The sequence below is a fragment of the Micromonospora sp. NPDC047730 genome, from assembly GCF_043204765.1.
In the GTDB taxonomy this organism is placed as follows: Bacteria; Actinomycetota; Actinomycetes; order Mycobacteriales; family Micromonosporaceae; genus Micromonospora.
In genome coordinates this window covers 325,594-347,395 of the sequence record NZ_JBIDCU010000001.1, presented here as the reverse complement: position 1 = coordinate 347,395, position 21,802 = coordinate 325,594, and the positions used below count along the sequence as shown (strand labels likewise).

The following is a 21,802-nucleotide window of genomic DNA, read 5'->3' as shown; positions in this document are numbered from 1 at the left end:
CTCGGGCGGTCAGGTCAGGGCAGAGAGGCACAACAGGTGGCGGTACCGAATCCCAAGGCCTCGCTCGGCGAGTACGCGTGGGTCTGGGACGCCATCTGCTGGGTCAGCGCCGGTGAGGCGTGGCCCACCGGCGACGAGGACCGGATGCGCGACCTCGCCGACGCGTGGAACGGCCTCGCCGAGACGATCAACGACGCTCTCGCCGACGCCGACCCGGCCGCCATGAAGATCCTCCAGAACTGGGGCGGCGGTGCCGGCGAGGCGTTCGGCCAGCTCTGGAACCAGCTCGGCGTCGATCCGGGCACCGGCCTGCCGTTGATCCAGGAGGCAGCGTCCGCCTTCGCCAGCGGCTGCGACAACGCGGCCATGGAAATCGAGTACGCGAAGCTGACGGTCCTCATCGCCGTGATGATCACCGTAATCGCGGTTTTCGTGGCGCTGCTGATGGCCTGGCTGGGTGGGGTGTCGGCCGGAGCGATCCCGGGCATCCTCGCCGCCGGCCGGCAGGCCGTGACGGTCGCGTTCCGGCGGCTGATCGCGCAGATGGGCCGGCAACTCCTCACCCGCGCCGGGATGCAGGCGGCCCTGCGCACCGTCGGCACCCAGATCACTCGGCGGGTCACCAGCGAGGCGCTACGCAACGCCGGGCGGCGGTTCGCCCTCGAACTCGCCGAGGAGGTCGGCGAGGAACTCATCATCGACATCGGCGCCCAGGCGTACCAGATGAACGCCGGCACGCGGACGGAGTGGGACGTCAAGCGTACCGCCACCGCGGGCATCGGCGGCGCCTACGGCGCGATCCTCGGCACCGGCCTGAACGCCGGCACCCGCTTCGCCCGCAACAACGTGGCGCCCCGGATGCCGGTCTCGTTCAGTCCCCCCGCGATGAACTTCCGGGGCGCCGGGGTCGTCCGCTGGGGTGGCAACTCGCTCGCCGCCGGCCTGCAGAACGCGGTCATCTCGCCAGCCGCCAGCGTTCTGGCCAACGCCACCATGACCGGGCAGTGGAACATGCCCGGGGCTGACGCGTTCCTCGGCGGCTTCGCCAGCGGTGCCGGTCGCGGCGGGGCCACGATGGCGGCCAGCAACCTCGGTAGCGGCATGGCGAACCTGCACAACCGGCTCGCCGGCTTCGACCCCGGCACCACGACGGGCATCGGTACCGGCACCACGACGGGCACCGGCACCGGGAACCCGACGGTCGGCGGGGCGAACCTCGGCAACCTCGGCAACGGCACGGGGACCGGCGCCGGCACGGGAACGGGCAGCGGTGCCGGCAGCGGCGGCGCGGGCTCGACCTCGGGTTCCGGTTCGGGCAGCGGGTCGGGTTCGGGGTCGGGTAGTGGCTCGGGTTCGGGCTCCGGTTCAGGGTCGGGCAGTGGGTCCGGCTCGGGTTCGGGTTCCGGTAGCAGCTCAGGCTCGGGGTCGGGCAGTGGGTCCGGCTCGGGCAGTGGGTCCGGCTCGGGCAGTGGGTCCGGCTCGGGCAGTGGGTCCGGCTCGGGCAGTGGGTCCGGCTCGGGCTCCGGTTCAGGGTCGGGCAGTGGGTCCGGCTCGGGTTCGGGCAGCGGTTCGAGCGGCAGCAGCCAGGGCGACGGGAGCGCCGACGCCGGCCCGAGCAACGCGCCGACCTCCGGGTCCGGATCGATCTCGCTCGCCCCACCGACGGCCGACGCCGGCGCCCCGCCGGCTGCGGACACGTCCGACACGTCGGCCACGGGCACGTCCGACACGGGCACCAGCCAGGGCACCGATCCGGGCACGAGCGACGGTACGCCGGCCGCCGGTACCCCGGTCACCGCCGATGCGCCGGGCACTGGCCTGGTCACCGACCAGGGCTCCGCCGACGCCGGTACGGGCACGGGCTCCGACTCGATTTCCTCGACCACCGGCGGCATCCAGGACGGGTCGTCCACGACCAACGTCGGCAATTCCGTGGGGCCGTCCTCCGAGTCCACCGTGGATCTTCCGCCGTCGCAGACCACCGACCACTCGGGGACGAGCGACACCACGTCGGACTCCGCGGCTGATCCGCTCGCCGGCGACCAGGCACCCGCGGTCGTACCTGGCACGACGGTGGGCACCTCCGTAGCCGGTGGACCTCCCGGCACCGTGCCGACGGCGCCGAGCAGCGGCGGCACCACCACGAACCCGGCCGTGGTCGGGTCGACGGCAGCGACGACCGCACAGCCCACTGCCACCACGAACGCTCCCGCCACGAACGCGTCGACCGCAAACGCCCCCACCACGAACACGTCGGCCACGAACACGTCGGCCACGAACGCGCCCACCACGAACGCGCCAGGCACGAACACGAGCAGCCAGACCGGGACGGGCACCCAGGCCGCGCCGGCGACCAACACCGGTACGAACACACAGCCGACCACCGGCCGCCCGACACCCACCGTCAACCCGACCACGGCGAACTCGGCGGGTTCCATTTCGCTGGGGCCCGCCACCACGCCGTCGACCAGCGCCCCGACGACGAGCACCGCGCCGGCCAGCGGCACCAACCAGGGCACCCCGAACCAGCCGGGCACCCCGGCGCAGCAGGGCACGACCAGCCAGCCCGGCACCGGCCAGGCCAGCCCGTCCGGACGGCCGGAGGGTACCCCGCTGGTCGGTGTCGGGCCCACGGACGTCGCCGCGGCGCCGGACGGCTCGACCCGCCCGGACGCCACGCCGGCCGTCCCCGACGCGACCGGGACCAACCCGTCGAGCACGCCGGACCCGTCGGCAGGCCCGGACGCCAACACCGACGCGACGACGGACCCGGCGGATGCAGTTCCGGCCCAGCGGACCTCCGCCGACGGCGTGGTGGTCGTCCCGGTGTCGACCGGCAACGGTCCGAACAGCGGCACTCCGACCGCGCCGAACGCCAACAACGGGACAGTCGACCCGACCACGCTGACCCGCTCCACCAGCCCGACCGGTCGTGGCACCTACAGCTGGCACCTCGACCCGATCACCGTCCCCGGCGACCCGAGCGGCCCGGACGCCGAGCGGATGCTCATCGAGGCGTCCCGGACGCTGGCCGAGACCGTCCGGACTGCGGTCAAGGCCAAGACGATCTCCAAGGGCAAGATGCCGGGCATGGCGGGCGCGCTGATGATGCCGAACGGCGACATCACCACCCACACCAGCATGAGGCCCGACAAGGGCACCACGCCGCCGACCCAGCCGGCGGTGCACCCGCTCGCTCAGGCTGCCCTCGGCCGGACCGCAGTCGCCTTGGGCAACAGGACTGGCGCCGGCCACGGCCAGTGCGCTGAGGTCGCGCTGGTATCGGATCAGCTCTACCGGCTTGAACAGCAGTGGCGAACGGTTGGCGAGCCAGGGACCTTCGAGCAGTACGCCCTGGACGCCTTCCAAGGGTCGAAGATCGTCACGCACCAGGTCGCCACCGGATTCGATGACACTGGGGTTCGGTACGACCTGGGCCACTACCGGGCCCCGTGCCGTTCCTGCACGCACTTCCTGCCGCAGTTCAACGTCGATCCGATCACGGATCCGGACAGGTCGCCGTCGGTCTACCAGCCGCCGGTGCCCGGGGTGGTCGGCAACGGGCGACCGCTGAGCGACTCCCGTCCGTACGGGGATCCGCAGGGCCTGGTGCCACCGGACCAGGCCGACCAGCAGGCACTGGACGATGCCGTGCCCCGCAACCCGGACACCGGCCGGCCGGAGGTGCACCCTGACCCCCGCGTGGGCAACTGGGCGGGTCTGGTCAACGACGGGGGCCCGACGGTCCCCGGCCGGGACCGGAACTGCGCCGACGCCGGTCTATCGTTCCTGTCCACCTGGTTCGGTCGGCCGGAGGTGGCAGCGGCCACGGCGGACGCGACGACCGTCGAGCGCAACAGCACTGCCCGGCAGGAACAGGCGTTGCGCACCACCTTCAGCCACCGCGGCACCGGCACGTCCGGACTGGCCGAGATCGCCGCCGCTCTTCAGGACGCCGGCCACGGCTCGGCTGCCCTGATCATCACCACCTCCACGGACTCCAGCGGCCGGGCGCACACCTGGAACGCGGTGAACCACCACGGGACGATCGTGTGGGTCGACGTTCAGGCGCGGACGGTCTCCGACACCGACCCGATCTACAGCGCCGGTGTCGACAACGTCTGGTCCATCACGCTCGATGCCCAAGGTGACCCGATCACGCCGGGCGTCACCCGGACCGACACGGACGCCCCGACCGCCGGACCGGACCCGGTGCCGCCGCACTCCACCGCACCGGCGGATCAGAACTCCGAGATGAGCGCCGGCGACCCCACGGCCGCCCAGGACCAGTCGGGCGCCGCAGAGAGCGACTACCTGGGCGAGCTGTCGGGCACCGAACGGGCAACGCTGCTCGACGCCGTCGCCGCGGCCCAGCAGGACGCCGACCAGATCCTCGCCGAACTGCAGGGCGTCGCCGCCGACGTCAACGCGCAGCTCGGGCTGACCGGCGAGGACGCGCTGCGGACGCTGGGCGAGGAACACCGGGTCAAGGGCGCGGAATCGCTGGCCCGCAAGTTCCGCACCGAGCTGGCGCCGATGGGCTATGACCTGGACAGCGCGCTGCAAACCGTCAACGACGTCGTGCGTTTCTCGGTTCGCGGCCCGGAGTCCGAGGCGTACGGGCCGGCCGTCGACCAACTGCTCAGCACGCTGGAAGCCAGCGGCTACCAGGTCACCGACCTGAAGAACTTCTGGCATTCCGGTAACCGGTTCTTCGGGCTGAACTGCACGCTGGTGTCCCCGAACGGCCGTACCTTGGAACTGCAGTTCCCGACAGCGACCAGCTACGCCATCGGTAAGCAGACCCACGTCCCGTACGAGGTGATGCGGGATCCCGCCTCGCCCGTCGTCGCGCAGGTCCACGCGTACCTCGACATCTTGGCGATCAACAAGGCGAACGGTGCGGCGGCGGCCATGCCCGGGGGCATGGACAGTCGGCCGGAGCGATTCGGTACGCCGAAGGACACCAGCTTCGCGGCCTGGGCTGCCAAGCCGGCCCAGGCGGATCTCTTGCAGGAGTACGCCGCCGAGTTGGCCGCGCAGGGCCGTACGTTCCAGGAAGCCCTCGCCGAGCGAGGGTTGGACGCCTCCGACCTGCCCGGCTTCGATCCCGCCTCTCTGGGGAGCACAGATGGCCGAACCCAACTTCCGATACCACCTGTTGTTCCGCCCGGACAATCCGGAAGTGCCGGTCAACGTGATCGCGCTGCTCCGGAGCAGCGGACCGACCCAGGCCGTCATCTGGGATCGGCCGACCAAAACGTGGAACTTCCGACCGGACGTGGCGACGGCGATCCTGTACGCGAATCCGGAGCGTCATCTGACCCGAGCGGTCGACCGGGCCACGGCGGAACGGGAGACGGCCCACTTCACGACGGTTCCGCTGCCGACGGAAGCGGAGTTGACGGAGATCTGCCGCCAGGCGACCTGACCGTCAACGACCCGGCGGCCGAGGAGACGGCCGACACGTCGACCGAGGAGACGGCCGGCGAGCAGACCGTCGAGGAGCCGCCCGGGGACGACGACCAGGCCCAGGGCTACCCGGACATGCAGGGCTGGCCGATGCCGGACACCCGGCGTTTCGGGCCGGACGAGCTGGCGCCGCTGGAGGATCCCCAGTTCCAGGACGATGTCGCCGACAGCCTCTGGACCCCCGACGGGTACGCCGTCTTCGCGGATCCGTCCACCCACCCGTACGGCCAGCTGATCAACGACGGTGGGTCGGGCCAGCCCGGCCGGAGCAACAACTGCATCGACTGCTCCCTGGCGGCGCTGGCCAGCTTCTTCGGCGATCCGCAGGTGGCCCTGCCGCGCTGGCCGGACCAGCTCGAGGACGGCTCTGTCGACACCGCGACCGGCGAACTGGACGGCTTCGGCCGGGTGCAGAGCTGGATCGGCGGCGAGTGGACCGGCGACAGCGACGCGCTGCCGTCCACTCCCACCGAACGCGCTGCGGCGGTGACCGAGCGGTACCAGCAGCTCTACCAGCGAATCCACGACGCCGGTCCGGGGTCGGCCGCGGTCGTCGTCGTCGAGTGGCTCGCCTTCGACGAGAACACCGGCGAGCCCCAGCTCGACGAGGACGGCAACGTGCGCGGGGCCGCGCAACACGCCTTCCTGATCGTCTACCCCGAGGGCGCGGACGGGCCGGTCTGGTGGGACCCGCAGCAGGGCGACACCATCTCGGACGTGCTGCCCGGCGACTATGTTGATGGGACGTACGACCTGTGGTCGATGGAGGTGCAGCCGAGCGATGCCGATGACCAGGGAGGAAGCCCGGCAACTGATGACCCGCCTGCTGGGGACCAGCAACCCGGTGGCGGTGTTCCCGTTCGAGTTCGGCTGGGCGGCCCAGGAGACGCTCTCTCCGCAGGAGCGGGCGCAGGGCAGGCATCTGGGCCAGGGGGTCTTCATCATCGACGAGACGGGAGTGGTGACGGCCCATCCCAGCCTGCCGCCACCCCTGGTGATCAAGCGGTACGCGGCGGCACGCCGGCAGGGCCGGGTGACCGGGCGGCAGGTGTGGCCGAAGGTGGACCAACCGGACTGACCTCAACCGACGTCGACCTCGACGCCGACACGACCGCACCGGGCGTCGACACCGACACGACCGCACCGGGCGTCGACACCGACACCGACCACACCGCGCAGCCGGCGACCCCGGGCAACAGCGACACGTCCACCGACGGCAGCGTGCCGACGAGCGAACCGATCACCGCGAGCGCACTGCCCGGCACGGCCTTCCACGGCGAGGGACGGGCGCAGGCCGATCCGGACGCCGTCCTCGACCAGGCGCGGGCCGCGCTGCCCGGTGTGGCCGCCCACGCCGGCGTGCAGGCCGTGACCGCCCTGACCGACGGGACGTACCAGGTCACCCGCGCCGACGGCAGTCAGTTCAACCTCCGGGTGACCAGCGGGCCGGTCGCCGACCGTGCGGCCGCCAGCAGCGTGTTCGACACCGACGGTACGGCCGTGGTGACGGTCTCCGACCGGGCTGCCGACGCGGTGATCGGGCGTGCGCTGGCGCACGAGGTTGCCGAGCTGTCCGCCCTCGGGCAGCCGTTGGCGGAAGGCGCGTCGGTCGTCACGCCGCTCACCCGCGCCGACGTGGCCGAGCTGGTGACGGCCGCGCACCAGGTCCGGACCGCGGACAAGTGGTCCCGGTCGGCTGCGCGACGCGAGCTGGCCGCCATCGTGGACCGGCTGGGCCTGCGTGACGGCATGCTCGGCGCCGAGCAGCGAGTCGCGGCCCTGCCCGCCGAGGCGCGGGCCGCGCTAGCCGACGCGACCAGCCAGCGTTCGGCCCGGACGAGCGAGCGCTCCCGGCTGCGCGCCGACCGCCGCGCCGCCGAGGCGGAATCGAATGCCCGCCCCCTCGGTCTGCCCCGGATGCGGACGTACCTGGTCACGCATCTCACCGTGAACTCTCTCCTGGCCGCGCTGGCGGCGAAGCTCACCCTGGACGCCGGCGGCCGGCCGGAGGTCGCCCTGATGCTGGGCGCCGGCGCGCTCGTCGGGGCGATCGCCACCGGACCGGCGAAGTGGCTGGCCAAGCGGGCCGGCCTGGTTGCCGAGGACCGGCGGGCGCGGTACGACGCCCGTCAGGACGCCCGCAGCGCCGCGGAGACGGACACCACCACCGGGGAGGCGCTCGCCGCCCGCACCGGCGACGCGACCTCGGCGCTTCAGGAGTTGGGCGAGGCGGTGACCGGGCTCGGCGAGCAGGCCGCGGCCGTCCAGGAGCAGCTGCGCCAGAACGAGCGCCGGCACCGGCTGATGGGCCGGCCCCGCCGGTTCGGGCCGGTCGGCGGGGACCCTTCGGCGGCGACCGGCCGCGGCCCCGGCAGCGGTACGCCGACGTCGACCGACGGCCAGAGTGGTCCGCCCGTCGTCGGGTTGACCCCGCACGAACATGGGCGGCTCGCCGAGTTGCGCAGTCTCGTCGCCCGTCACGACGGGGCGCGGCCGTGGTCCCGGCTCAGCACGGGCCGGGAGATCCGGGCGCTGCTCGACAACCTCGGGCTGCGGCAGGGAACGCCGGGTGCGAACCAGCGCCGGGACCTGCTGCCGGCCGACGTGCGGCCGCTCGTCGACCGGTTCGGCGACTCGCGGACGACCGCGGTCCGGGAGCGGGCCCGGGTCGTCATCGGCCGCCAACCGGCCGACGGGCAGCGGCCGGGCAAGGTCGCGCCCTGGTGGATCTCGGTGGCGGAGACCGCGCCGAACCTGCTGACGGCCGCCACGATCGCGGGGGTCGGTGACCTCCTCGGCCAGCTGAAGTTCGGCTGGTTCGGCATCGCGGGCGCGCTGGCCGCAGCGGCGACCGGCGCGGCGGTCGACCCGGTGATCTCCCGCAAGGAGGCCGCCGCCAAGGACGCCCGGGACACCTGGGACGCGGAACACCCGGCGCTGCCGGCGGAGGCGCTGCTGTCCCAGGCGGCCGAGGCGCTCGCCGACCCGATCGGCGCAGTGGCCGACCGCGCCGCGACCGCCGCCCGACGGACGGCCGACCTGGAGCAGCGCCTGGCCGACCTGGAGCGCCGACTCGCCGAGTCGCAGCGCCGCAACGGCCTCGCCGACTCGTTCCGCCGCCTGCTCTTCGGCGACCCGGCCTGGGCGGGGCTGGCCGCGCCGGACGTCACGACGACCCCCGGGCCCCGCGCGTCGACCGACCCGGCGACGTCAACCGACCCGGCGACGTCAACCGATCCGGCGACGTCAACCGACCCGGCGACGTCGACCGACCCGGCGACGTCAACCGATCCGGCGACGTCGACCGACCCGGCCGCAGCCGGGTCCCGCGACCCGCGCGACACGGCCTCGCTGCGACGGCTTGCCGAGCTTGCCGCGCGGCACGAGTCCGCGGGCCTGCTGGCCCGCCCGTCGGTGGCCCGGCAGCTGCGGGTCCTGGTCGACCAGCTCGGTCTGCGGGAGGGCACGCCGGGCGCGGATCAGCGCCGTGAGCTGCTGCCGGCGGAGCTGCGGCCGGTGGTCGAGCGGCACGGGCGTCCGGGCCTGGCCGACCGGGCGGCACGGCTGCTCACCCGCCCGCCGGCACAGGCGACGGACAGCGCCCAACGGCCGAGCAACGTGCCGAGCATCGGGGTCTACGCGGTCGAGCAGACGCCCGGCCCGTTGGTTCAGGCCGGGACGACGGTCGGGGTGGCCAAGGTCCTCCAGGTCGCCGCCGGGGCCGGGCCGGTCGGCATGCTGGCCGGTGGGCTCGTCGGTCCGCTCCGCGACCTGCTGCTCAAGCGCGTCGAGGCCCGGATCAAGGACGCCCGCCGGACCTGGGACCTGGCCAACCCCAACCCGGCGACGGACCCGACGTCACGGGTGGAGGGCCTCGCCGGCCCGTCGGCGACGGCCGTGACCGACGCCGCCCGGCAGCTCGACGCGGCTTCGCGGCGCCTCGACGACATCAACGCGACCATGGACCGACTGGCGCAGAGGCACACCGCCTCGGCCGGGTCGACCGAGACCTCGACCACGCCCGGTAGCACGACCACGCCCGACCCGGCCGCCGGCGCGCCGAATCCGGCAGCCACACCGGACCCGGCAACCGCACCGGACCCGGCAGCCGCACCGGACCCGGCAGCCACACCGGACCCGGGCGGGACGCCCGATGCGACCGGTCCGGAACGGTTGAGCAGGGCCGACGCCTGGGAGTTGCAGACGGCCGCGCACCAGGTGCGTACCGCTGATCCCGTCTCCCTGAAGCCGGCCCTGCGCGAACTGCACGCGGTGATCGACCGGCTGGGTCTGCGGGATGGCATGCTCGGGGCGCCGGACCGGATCGCGCAGCTGCCCCCCGAGGCCCGGCAGGTGGTCGCGGAGTTCGGCGGCGACCGCGCCGGCCGGACGCGGCAGCTCCGCACGCTCCGGGCCGAACGGCGGGCCGCCGAGGACGCCCGTCCACCGGGCATTCCCCGCCTGCGCACCTACCTCGTGTCGAGTGTGCTGACCACCGGGGCGACCGCCGCCGCGGCGACCGCGGTCGCCGTCGCGGTGGCCAGTCCGCTGGCGCCGGTGATCCCCATCGCCGCGGTGGCCGCCGCGCCGGTGATCGGGGTGGCGAAGTGGCACGCCAAGCGGCAGGGCCTCGCCGCCGACGACGTGCGCAGCCGGTTCGACGCGCGCAGCGACGCCCGGGCCGCCGCCGACCGGGTGGACCAGGTCGTCGACCGGCTGAACGAGCCGATCGCCGAGCTGGAGCGGGCCGCCGACCGGCTCGAGGGCCGCCTGAGCGCCGCCGAGTCGACCACCGGCCGGCTGGCCGAGCGGCTGGCGGAGACGCACCGCCGCACCGGTCTGCTCTCCCGCCTCTTCGGCACCGTCGGCAGCGGCCGGACGGACCCGGCCGCGACCGGTCCGGAGAACGGCACCGACCCGGCGGCCGGCCCGAACCCGGAGGGCAGCGGCGACCCGGACAACGGCGCCGACCCTGGGCGGATCACGGCGGCGGCGGTACCGAACTCGGGTTTCCACGGTCTGGGGCGGCCGGCGGCCGACCCGGCCGCGGTGCTGGACCTCGCCCGGGCCGCGTTGCCGCAGGTGGCCCCGTACGCCGGGGTGGACGAGGTCGCGGCGGTCGCGCCGGACCGCTTCGAGGTGCGCGCAGCCGGCCTGTTCCCGCTGCGGGTGGAGCTGACCGTCGGCCCGCTGACCGACGGGGTGGTGGCCCAGTCGACGCGCAATCCGGACGGGTCGTTCACGGTGACCGTCTCGGACCGGGCCGTGGACGGCGTCATCGCCCGGGCGCTCGCGCACGAGGTCGCGGAGCTGGTGGCGTTGCACGAGTCCGGGCAGGCCCTGGTCGGACCGCTCGACCCGGGCAACGTCGACGGGCTGATCGACCCGGCCGGCCTCACCGCGCACGACCGGGGCCGGATGGCCGAGATCCGCCTGCTCGCCGCCGAGTACGAGGCCGGCGACCCGGCCACCCGGCTCGCCGTACGCGCCGAGATCGACGCCCTCGTCGACCACCTCGGCCTGCGGGTGGGCGATTTCGCCGCACCCGCGCGGTGGGCCGCCATCCCGCGGGACGTGTTCACGCACCTGGTGCGCCTGAGCGTGCCGTCGGTGACGCCCGAGTCGGTCACCCAGGTGCTGCAGGGCGGCCCGGCGCTCACCGACGTCGAGCGGTTCCGGATGATCGACTATCGGGCCCGACTCGCCCCGGACTTCCAGGTGCCGTCGACCACCGAACTCGACGCGCGGCTGCGCGAGCTGGCGATGCAGGGCGAGCAGGCCCAGAGCAGCCTGCCGCGGATGCCCGCGTACGCCGGGCAGATCATCGCCATGCCGCCGGCTCACCTGGACCTCATCCGACAGGTGGATCCGCAGCTCGCCGACCGGATCGCCGCCGAGGGCGTGTACGTCGACCTGACCGGCCAGTTCGACCTGCGACCGTACGCGGTGGACAGCCAGCCCGAGATCGACCTGGGTGACGCGCGGCCGGCGTTCGACCTGGGTACGCCGGCCGGCAGGCAGGCCCTGCTGGTCGAGGACCGGGTCCGGGCACGCGCCGCGCTACGTGGTCTCGCCGGTGGCCAGCCGGTCCCCCTGCTCGCCACCCACGACTTCCACTACCTGGGCGCGGGCCGGGTGATGGGCCTGGTGCCGGACGCGCTGACCCAGGTGCTGCGCGGGTTCAGCCCGATCGCCGAGGCGACGACCGGGGAGACCACCGCCACCGCCTCCGGCCCCGCGGAGACCGCCGCGGTCGCCGACCGGGTCACCCTGCCGGCCGCCGAGGCGGGCACCCCGGCCGTGGCGTACGGGCAGGCGCTCGACAGCCAGAACGGCCAGCCGCCGCCGCTGTTCGACGGGCCGCCCAAGCGCGAGGACGTGCAGCAGGGCATGCTCGGCGACTGCGGCATGATCGCGGTGATCGGCGCGGTGGCCGGCCACCTGCCCGCCGCACTCGCCGACCTGTTCCACGTCAATTCGGACGGCACGGTGGACGTACTGCTGCACGAGAGCAGCCTGCCCGGCCGGTCGGTGACGCCGACCGGGCGGCGGCTGCGGATCACCGTGCAGCCGAACGTACCGCTGCGACCCGGCCCGGACGGCCGGACGGCCTACGCGGACCAGTCGTCGGTGGGCGTGGCCTGGGCCTCGCTGCTGGAGAAGGCGATCGCCGCGATCGACCGGACCTGGACGCAGGAACGCCACGACCAGTGGCAGCAGCAGTGGACCAACCGACCCGGCGTGGCCGACACCCAGGCTGCCCCGCTCGGCTACGCGCGGCTGAACAACGGCAGCTCGCGACTGGTGCAGGCGGAGCTGCTCACCCAGCTGACCGGCCTGCCGACGTCGGTGGACCAGCTGGACACCGCGCCCGGTCAGGAGGCGGTCGCCGAGGCCCGGCTGGCGGAACTGCTGGCCGCCGGCAGTCCGGTGATCACCGGCACCCGGCCGGCGTCGGCGTACCAGACCGCGACGCTTCCGCACGGCCTGTACGCCGGGCACGCCTACGAGGTGGTCGGCGTCGCCAACGGTCAGGTGCAGTTGCGTAATCCGTGGAACAGCAGCCACCCCACGCCGATGTCGGTGCGCGCCTTCCTCGACCTGATGAGCCCCTGGTACGCGCACGTCGAGCTGGCCCGTACCACTACCACCGCGGTGCCGAACTCGTCTTTCGACGGGCTCGGTCGGCCGACGGCTGACGCCGCGGCGGTGGTGGACGCGGCCCGGGCCGCGCTGCCCACGGTGGCTGGCGCTGCGCGGGCGGACCAGATCGTCGCGGTCACCCCGGACCGTTTCGAGGTGCGGGTGGCCGGCCTGGACCCGCTGTCGCTGAACGTGGCGGCCGGCCCGCTCGCCGACGGCGTGGTGGCCCAGACGGTGCGGAACCTGGACGGCTCGTTCACGCTCACCGTGTCGGACCGGGCGACTGACGCCGCGGTCACCCGGGCGCTGGCGCACGAGGTGGCGGAGCTGGTGGCGCTGCACGAGTCCGGCCAGGCTCTGGTCGGTCAGCTGGACGCCGACCACCGCGACGGGCCGATCGACCCGGCCGGTCTGACCGCGCAGGACCACGGCCGGCTGGCGGAGCTGCGGATCCTGGCCGCGTCGTACGCGGGCGCGGATCCGGCGACCCGGCTCACCCTCCGGGCCGAGATCGACGCCCTGGTCGACCATCTCGGGCTGCGCCTGGGCACCCCGGACGCGCCCGCCCGCTGGGGCGTCCTCCCCGGCGACGTGGCCACCCACCTGATGCAGTTGAGCGTGCCGCTGGTGACTCCGGAGTCGATCACCGATGTGCTCGGCGGCATCCCGGCGAGCACCGTCGAGCGCTTCCGCGCGATCGACTACGGGGCCCGGCTGGCTACGGGCTCCCAGGTGCCCTCGGCCGCCGAGGTGGATGCCCGGCTACGTGAGCTGGCCGTCCAGGGTGAGCAGGCGCAGTCCAGCCTGCCCCGGATGCCGGCCTGCGCCGGGCAGATCATCGCCATGCCGCCGGCTCAGCTGGACCTGATCCGGCAGGTGGATCCGCAGCTCGCCGACCGGATCGCCGCCGAGGGCGTGTACGTCGACCTGACCGGCCGGTTCGACCTGCGCCCGTACGTGCTCGACCGCGCGCCGGAGTTCTGGCTGGCGGAGTCGCGGTCGGCCTTCGACCTGGGCACGGAGGCGGGGCGCCAGTCGCTGCTGGCCGAGGACCGGGTTCGCGCCCGGGTCGCGTTCCGGGCCGAGTACGGCGCGAACCCCGCCGCCATGGCGGTGCTGAACACGCACGACTTCCACTACCTGACCAACGCCCGGGTGCTGGCCCTGGTGCCGGACGTACTCACCCGCGCGCTGCGCGCGTCGGTGCCCGGCGCACCGCCAGTGGACGTGGAGGTCGACGCGACCGTCACGGCCGGCGAGACCGTGGTGGTCGCCGACCGGGTCACGCTGCCGGCCGCGGAGCCGGGCCAGCCCGTCCCCGAGTACGGCCGGGCACACCACGCGCAGACCGGCCAGACCGTTCCGACCTTCGACGGGCCGCCCCGCCGGGAGCAGGTGCGGCAGGGCATGCTCGGCGACTGCGGGATGCTGGCCAGCATGGCCGCCGTCGCCGCCCACCGTCCGGACGCCATCGCCGGGCTGTTCCAGCCCAATCCGGACGGCACGGTCGACGTGCTGCTGCACGAAAGTGCCCTGCTCGGGGACTCGATCAACCCGACGGGCCGGCGACTGCGGATCACTGTGCACCCGGACGTGCCGCTTCGCCCTGGCTACAACGGTGCGACCGCCTACGCTGATCAGTCGGTGAACGGCAGCTCCTGGGCGTCGCTGTTGGAGAAGGCGCTCGCGGCGGTCGACCGCACCTGGAGCACCGAACGGCACGAGCAGTGGCAGCGCGACTGGCGGTCGTGGCACAGCCCGAAGGATCCGCACGTGGCCGCGCCGACCGGCTACGCCCGGCTGGACGTCGGCAGCACCCCGCGGATGCAGGCCGAGCTGCTCACCCAGCTCACCGGAGTGCCGAGTCGCGCCGAACAGTTCGACACGACGCCGGGGCGGGAGGCAGCCGTCGAAGCCCGGCTGGCCGCACTGCTGGCCGCCGGCAGCCCGGTGATCACCGGCACCAAGTCGGAAACGGAATACCCCGCATCGATCCGTAAGAAGCTTCCGCACGGGCTCTACGCCGGTCACGCCTACGAGGTGGTCGCGGTCGGCAACGGTCAGGTGCAGCTGCGCAATCCGTGGAACAGGGACCACCCGACGCCGATGACCGTGCGGGAATTCCTCGATCTGATGAGCAGGGGCTTTGCCCACCTGGAGCCGCAGCCGACTCCGCCGCCACCGATGGCAGGTCCGCCAGCGGCGCCGCCGGCCGTCCCCACGCCGCCGATCGCCACGTCGGACCCGCACACCTTGGGCCGCACCGATCTGGAGGACGAGCGCTACACCCTCGTCTACTACGCCCTGCTGGCCACCAACGGTACGGTGAGTGGCCTGGGAGTGGTCGAGTCGTCTGAGCGGGGGCAGCGCTCGGCCCACTGGACGGCGGGCGGGGCACCGCCCGGTCCGGGGGGCTCGCTGCCGGTCGGCCGGGCGGAGGCCGAGCGGATCGCCCGGGAGGTGCTCGGCTTCTCGCTGCCCGACGAGGCGACGCTGCACGACATGCTGAACGGGTGACCGTGCCGAGAAGAGAGCTGGGAGGAGAGCCGTTGCGCTCCTACACGGACGTCATGTCCATCCGCAACAACGTGCCGTCGGACATCGGGCCGGCCCGGCTCGGCGTTCGGTGGATCAACGAGGGCCCTCCGGTCCGGTGCGAAATCGCCGTCATGCCCCACTGGAGCGAGGAGTCCCCCCACTACGAGGTCGCTCTCGGCGAGACCTTCCCGGTGGGCGACGAGACCTGGCGCTTCGCGGACGTCGACATGAAGAGCGCGGACGAGTGGCGGGTGATCGTCCGTCGGGTCGACGAGAACGAGGTGATGACGCCACCAACCGGCCACGTCTGGAAGTCCGCCCGGCTGCGGCCCTACGGTCAGCTCGACGAAGCGCAGCTACAAGCAGTGGAGGTCGAACTCGGCATCTCGTTGCCGCCGAGCTACCGCGACTGGCTGCGTGACAACAACGGGGCACAGCCCGAGGTCGAGCACCACGTCCCCGGCCTGCCCTTCAGCATGTTGCCGGAACGTCCCCTGCTCGGCGTTCATCCCCAGTACCCGCCGTTCGATCTGGTGCACGCTCAGCGCGTACACCGGGATCCCTGGCTGTCACCGACCTGGCTGGTCATCGCGAACCTCTCCGGCGGTCTGCTGGTGCTCTCGCTGCGGCCGCGCGACATGGCGGAGGAGGGCGTGTACTTCCTGCCGGAGTCCGGCCTGGGCGGGGCGATCGGTCCTGAGGGTGCCGCCGGGCGCGAGCGGCACCTGGTTCCGGTGGCCCGCTCGTTCGGGCACTTCCTTGGCAAGCTGACTCCGATCGACCTGTCCGACCTGCCGCCGGCGCAGATCATCCGGCCCGGCGAGCCCGGCCACTCCCAGCATGACGACCAGCCGTGGTGGGCCACGCGACCTGAGGATCAGCAGCGATGACGACGACACACACCGCGCAGGCCCTGCTGCTGCCGGTCGGGCAGTTCTTCGGCACCTTCCACCCGGTGGCCGGTTCGACCGAGCGCTACCACCGGGTCCGCCTCGGCGACGAGGTGTGGGAGCTGGACGACCAGCGCTTCACCCTGTGGGCGCTGGCGCACGGCGCCGGCGACCAACCGGCCGAGCAGCCCTGGACCCTGCCTGCGGTACGCGACGCGGCCGCCGCGCAACTGCCCGGTGTCGACAGCGCCCCGCTGCTGCACGGGCTGCTGGCTGAAGGGCTCGCCGTCGAGGTCGCCCCTGATGCCGGCGAGGCGGTGGAGTTCGCTCGTCGGCACCGGGTCGGCGCCCGGATGCTCGGGCTGGGCAACAGCGCCGAAAAGCCCTGGCTCTGGTCGATCGGCTTCTACGAGCACCCGGTGGTGAGCGTCACCCGCACCGTCTACGACCTCTGGGAACGGTGCCCGTCGGGGGAGAGCCTCTGGACGATGTGCCGGGCCCTCGCCGACGAGGAGCGGGAGGCCGGCGGCACCGACCCGGACCTGGTCGACCCGGAACGGCTGCTCACCGCGTTCCTCCGTACCGCCCACCTGCTGCTCGCGGCCAGCGTCGTCTACCTGGAGCCGCTGCCGTGACCGATACGACGAGGGACCCCGCGATGGCCGATCCGCTGATCCTGCCGGTAGGGCGCTACACCGGGGAGTTCCACCCGGCCGTGGGCGCTCCGGTGAAGTACTACTCGCTGGGCATCGGCCGTCTCTCGGTGACCCTGGAGGACCCGCAGGCCTTCGCGGTCTGGGCCGCGGCGCACCGCCCGGTGGACCGGCCCGACGCCACCTGGGACCGGGCCGCCGTGACCGATGCCGCCAGGCAGCTCGGCGTGGCCGACCCGGACCGCATCGTCGCGGAGTTCCTGGAGGACGGCCTGCTGGTGGAGATCACGCCGGACGCGCCGGACGTGGAGGACTTCGCCCGCGCGCACCGGGTGCTCCCACTCATGGTGTCGCTGGGCAACACCCCCGACGACCCGCTGCGCTACGGCATCGGCCTCTTCGGCACCGCGCCGGTCTTGCGGCTGCCGGCGTTGGCGCACGACGTGTGGCAGTGGAGCAGCGTGGGCGCCAGCCTCTGGGACGTCTGTCAGGTCTTCGCCGACGCCGGCGCGCGGGCCGAGGTAGTGGACACCCGCGAGCACGACCCCCGGCACGTGCTGCGCGAGTTCCTGGCCGCCCTCCCCCTGCTGGTCGGCGCGAACGCCGCCTGTCTCGACGAGGCCCGCCGGTGAGGATCGCCGCACCCGGGACCTGGCGGGCCTGAGAACCGACCGCACTGGACGGCATCGCTGCCGGAAGGGCTCGGCGTGACGCGGCCGGCATCCCGGCCGCGGGTCGCGCCGGTGCCGTGGGGGTTGTCGAGGACGACGCGGCGTTCGCTCAGACGGCCTGCGGCAGCATCCCGGCGTACGTGTCGCGGACCGTGGCCAGCCGGCCGCGCCGGAAGCGGCCCGGCTCCCGCCGGCGCAGGTCGCGTCCCCACTCGCTGGTGCAGGCTGCGGCGGGCACCACGTCCTCGCCGGGCGGGATGAACTTGAGCACCTCGTCCAGCGCCGCGACGGCCCGGATCAGCGTGGCCCGGGCCCGCTGCCCCGCGTCCCCGTCCGCCGGCACCGACCTGGCGTACGTGTCGGCCACCCGGAGCCACTCGCCGGGATCGAGCAGCTGCGACGGCTCGTCCCCGCCGTAGCGGAAGCCACCGGCGGGGGCCACGGCGGGCTCGGCCGGCAGCCGGAAGGTGAATTCGCGCGGCTGGCCGCAGGTGGGGCAGGCACCGGTGTAGCGGGCGGCCAGGTCGCCGTCCTCGAGCGCCACGACCGCGCTCTGCCGGGCGAACCGCGTCTCCCCGCAGGAGCAGGGCCGCAGGTCCATGTAGAGGTGCGCCTCCGCGCTCGTACGGCTGGGGGGCAGGATCATGCGCTCCACCGTACCGATCCTCCGCCCTCCCCGGCGCTCCGGTGCCGCCGACGCGAGCCGACGCGGCGGATCGGCCGTACCGTCGCTCAGGCTGGCGCGGCCACGGCCCGGCGGCACCGCTCCGCTCTCCGTCGCACCGGGCTGTACGCGCTGGTCAGGCGGCAGCAGGCCACCACCGCGACCGGGCCGCGACACCAGGACCGCCAGTGAGCCCGTGACCGTACGCCCCGAGGCCGGGACGCACGGGCGCCCACAGCACCGGGCGGGTCACGCCGGCTGAGCACTCGCCCCCGCTGACGAGCGGCGTCGCCACCCGGCTGCCGGACGAAGACCGCTGCGCCCTCAGACCACAGTTTCTGAGCGGGCGGGACAGAGCCGGCCCGCCGTCCCGGGCGCGGTACCCGCGCCGTCCGCTCTGGAGTAGCCGCGGTCCTGCCCGGCACCACCGTCGTCGGACCGGAGCCGCGTCGGCGATTGCGTCAGTTCCACGCCTTGGCGTTGCTCATCTCGGTGCTGACGTGGTTCTCGCGCGCAGCACTGGTCCGGCGTCGGTCGCCCCACGCGGTCGGATCAGGACCGTGACCGGGACTTGTCCCGCAACATCCACGGTGTCAGGGCAAGCATCCCGGCCAGCAGCGCGGCCGGGATCCAGTTCACCGGCTCGTCCAACCCGGCGACGACGAAAACCGGCAGCATCAGCCCGGCCCCGGCCAGGACGAGCACGTGGAACGCCCGCTTCAGCGCGACCGAGGGGCGGAGCCGCTCGTACATGCCGAGCAGGAGGCCCACCGTCACCGCCAGGAGTGACGCCACGAAGAGCCACGACATCCACATCATCAGCGCAACCTAACGTCACTTGTTTCCGGTGGCTTCCGGTAGAACTGCAAGCCCGCACCCAGTCAATCATGATGTCGGTGATCTGCGGGTCGGCCCCGGCCGCGGCCCGGCCCGGCCGCGAGTCCGAGAGGAAGGCGAACGTGCTGTTGCCGCGGGCCGGGACAGCGGGAAAGACAGCCGCCGCCGCTCCCGCCGGACGGGACAGCGTCCACTCCGGACAACGTGGTGGCGGTCACCCGGTCCGATGCCGCCGCCGCGCTGCGCCGGCCGCGCACGGGCGATAGGTTGGACGGGTGCCGTCCGTAGCGTCCACCGACCCGTTCTGGTCGGCCACGCTGCGTTTACTGCGCGAGCTGACCCGACTGGCCGTCGCCGCGCTGGTGCTCGCCGTCGGCCTCGGCGGCGTGACCACCGCACCGGCACCGTCTGTCCCCACCCTCGGCCCGGCCGCGAGCGCACCCGTCGCCGCGGGCGCACCCGTCGCCGCGAACGCACCGGTCGCCGCGAACGCGCCGGTCGACCGGCCGCTGCCGCGCCGGGAGCCTGCTGCCGAGCGGACGGTCGACGCGGCCACCCCGCCGGCCGTCCGCCGGGCCGAGAACCCGGTCGCGTCGATCGTCCGCCTGGACGTGCCGACCCGCGACCCCGGTCGGGGCGTCCCCACCCGGCGCGGTCCGCCGACCGCCTGACCCGTCGGCCACGTCCCGAGGCGATCGGCCGCTGCGGCGGACCTCCTCCCGCCGCACGAGGCCATCCGACCGGGCCGCCTTTCGGCACTCCGGCCGCCACGGCTCCGGCCCGCCTACCGCGTGGGGCGGCACGCCGCCCCGGCCGTACCCGCCTCGGCACCGGTCCCGCCCGTTCCCGGCCCGCCCGAGACGACCACCTGCCGCGGTACGCCGCAAGCGTCCACGATGCCCACCCGCCCGTCCGCCGGGCACGACCAACGTCGATTTCCGCCGATCGACCGCGAGGTGCTGACCATGCAAACTGTGCTCTCCTCCGTCCTGCTCGATGTGCCGCGGGCCGCCGTGATCTGGCTGAGCCTGCTCGGCGTCGTCGCCGTCACCGTCGCCGGCCTGTTGCTGCGGCCGGGCCGGCTCCGCTTCGACGCGGGGGTCCTGATCCGCCGCGCGGCGATGCCTAGCGAGCTGGAACGGGCCGAGGAGCAGCGCGAACGGTCCCGGTACGCGGAGGAGGTCGCGGTGGCCGCGGAGCGGGCCGCCGCCACCGCCGCCCGCCTGCGGGCAGAGTGGCTGACCGCGCAGGAGGCGGTCGAGACGGCCTGGCAGGCGTACGAGGCCGCCGAGGCGGACGTCCGACGGCTGGCGAACGCCGAGGCGATGCCCCTGCCGCGTACCGGCCGGACCCCCGCCGAGTACGCCGAGCGCGAGCGCTTCCTGCACCGGGCCGCGCTGGACGCGTACTGGCGCAAGGAGCTGTCGGTGGAGCAGCTCAGCGACGTCTTCGCGCACCGCAACGGATGGGACCCGCGGCTGCACCCGGTCGAGCAGGAGCTGGTGCTGCGCCGGGCGGTACGGGACAACCTGTTCGCCCGGCAGCAGGCCGCCCGGGAGCGGGAGCAGGCCGCCTGGCGCGCCGCCGAACTCGCCGCCGAGTCGGCGCGCAGCCTGCGGGACGAGGCGTTCGCCGCGGTCAACCACCAGCCCGAGGAGCCGCCGTCCCTGCTGCCGCTGATCGAGGGGCCGGTGGAGCAGACCCGGGAACTTCCAGCGGTGTCCGGCCGGGAGGTTCCGCCGGTGGCCCGGGGTCGGGCGGCCGTCGCCGCGTACTGACCGGCACGACCGGGTGGCCGTCGCCGCGTACCGACCGGCCGGCCGACGGATTCGGGCGGAGCTGGCCCGGCTGGGCTAGCGTGGCCGTATGTCCAGGGAGGCGTGGGTCCTCGTCGGTGTCGTGGCGGTCGTCACGCTGGTCGGCGCGGTGCTGCTGGCCGTTCGCGTGATCCGCACCCGCCGGCTGCTCGGCACGCTCGGGGTGAAGGGCAAGGTCGCTTTCTACGGGGCGCTGCTCTACACCGTGCTCCCGATCGACGTGCTGCCCGACCCGATCTACCTCGACGACATGGCCGTGCTGACCGGCGCGCTGATCTACCTCGGTCGGCTGGTCCGGCACCGTCGCGCCGGCAGTCCCCCGCTGCCCGGCCGACCGGTCACCCCGCCGGAACCGGACCGGAACCGCCGCCGCGTTCCCTGACCGGCACGCTGACCGCGAGACAGAGGACGGACATGCCCGACCACCGGTTGGCACCGCAGGACGAGCGGGTCGCCGCGTTCTGCCGGGAACGGCACCTGGCCACGTTCACCACTTTGCGGGCCGACGGCACCCCGCACGTCGTGCCGGTGGGCGTCACCGTCGACGCCGCGGCGGGCCTGGCCCGGGTGATCACCAGCGGCACGTCCCGCAAGGCCCGACACGTCGCCGCAGCCGGCCCCGTGGGCGCCCCGGTGGCCGTCTGCCACGTCGACGGGCGGCGGTGGCTCACCATCGAGGGGCGGGCGGTCGTCCGCTCCGACCGGGCCGCCGTGGCCGAGGCCGAGCGCCGGTACGCCGAGCGGTACCGGACACCGCGCCCCAATCCCGACCGGGTCGTCATCGAGATCACCGTGACGCGCCTGCTGGGAAGTCTGTGACGGTCTGACCGGTTCGCCGCCGGCTCGCCCGGCCTGCCGACGTCGGCTGCGGTAGACGGCCGAACACCGCCGTCCGGGCACCGCCGGCACGAGCACGAGGAGCCCGTCGCACGTCGTGTGACGAGCCGCATCCGTACGCCGGAATCCTGCTGCCCCTGGCGCCGTTGCATCCCATCGTGCCGCCGGACCCCCGGCCCCTGCCCCGGAATGCCCCGTGGAGCAGGGCCGTTGGATCCCTGGTACGCCCGGCCACGGACGCGCTCCGGGCCGTCGAATCCCTCCAGGCGAGCGCCTGTCC

At 74.1% G+C, this 21,802-nt stretch carries 8 protein-coding genes and 1 pseudogene; 7 read left to right on the top strand and 2 right to left on the bottom strand.

Translation table 11 applies throughout. The features are described 5' to 3' along the window. Positions 1–36 precede the first annotated feature (36 nt). The 3 genes and pseudogenes from ACGF5G_RS01655 (at position 37) to ACGF5G_RS01645 (ending at position 17,328) form a co-directional block, all read left to right on the top strand. Entirely contained in the window at positions 37–15,132 is a 15,096-nt protein-coding gene (locus ACGF5G_RS01655; RefSeq protein ID WP_393257926.1) for a toxin glutamine deamidase domain-containing protein, read from the top strand. Positions 15,133–15,185: 53 nt separating this feature from the next. Continuing rightward, positions 15,186–16,678: pseudogene (locus ACGF5G_RS01650) on the top strand (DUF6406 domain-containing protein). A 23-nt stretch (positions 16,679–16,701) separates the two neighbouring features. Then, positions 16,702–17,328: a hypothetical protein gene (locus tag ACGF5G_RS01645; protein ID WP_393257923.1), complete on the top strand. Its 627-nt coding sequence runs from the start codon at positions 16,702–16,704 to the stop codon at positions 17,326–17,328. A gap of 148 nt (positions 17,329–17,476) precedes the next feature. Here ACGF5G_RS01645 and ACGF5G_RS01640 read toward each other — a convergent pair whose 3' ends face one another. Both ACGF5G_RS01640 and ACGF5G_RS01635 read right to left on the bottom strand, forming a co-directional pair. Continuing rightward, positions 17,477–18,013, bottom strand: a complete 537-nt coding sequence (locus tag ACGF5G_RS01640) for a hypothetical protein (protein WP_393257921.1) — start codon at positions 18,011–18,013, stop codon at positions 17,477–17,479. Between the two features lie 570 nt (positions 18,014–18,583). Then, a complete protein-coding gene (locus tag ACGF5G_RS01635; protein WP_393257918.1) occupies positions 18,584–18,850 on the bottom strand; it encodes a hypothetical protein in 267 nt (88 codons plus the stop codon). Between the two features lie 293 nt (positions 18,851–19,143). Here ACGF5G_RS01635 and ACGF5G_RS01630 point away from each other — a divergent pair, with 293 nt between their 5' ends. The 4 genes from ACGF5G_RS01630 to ACGF5G_RS01615 all read left to right on the top strand — a co-directional run bounded on the left by ACGF5G_RS01630 (position 19,144) and on the right by ACGF5G_RS01615 (position 21,504). Further along, complete coding sequence (locus ACGF5G_RS01630) at positions 19,144–19,539, top strand: hypothetical protein (protein ID WP_393257915.1); 396 nt, start codon at positions 19,144–19,146, stop codon at positions 19,537–19,539. Between the two features lie 294 nt (positions 19,540–19,833). Then, the gene (locus ACGF5G_RS01625) at positions 19,834–20,646 is read left to right on the top strand and encodes a hypothetical protein (RefSeq protein ID WP_393257912.1); all 813 of its coding nucleotides are present in this window, start codon (positions 19,834–19,836) and stop codon (positions 20,644–20,646) included. Positions 20,647–20,734: 88 nt separating this feature from the next. Then, the gene (locus ACGF5G_RS01620; RefSeq protein ID WP_393257909.1) at positions 20,735–21,067 is read left to right on the top strand and encodes a DUF1232 domain-containing protein; all 333 of its coding nucleotides are present in this window, start codon (positions 20,735–20,737) and stop codon (positions 21,065–21,067) included. Between the two features lie 32 nt (positions 21,068–21,099). Continuing rightward, a complete protein-coding gene (locus ACGF5G_RS01615; protein WP_393257906.1) occupies positions 21,100–21,504 on the top strand; it encodes a pyridoxamine 5'-phosphate oxidase family protein in 405 nt (134 codons plus the stop codon). Positions 21,505–21,802 lie beyond the last annotated feature (298 nt).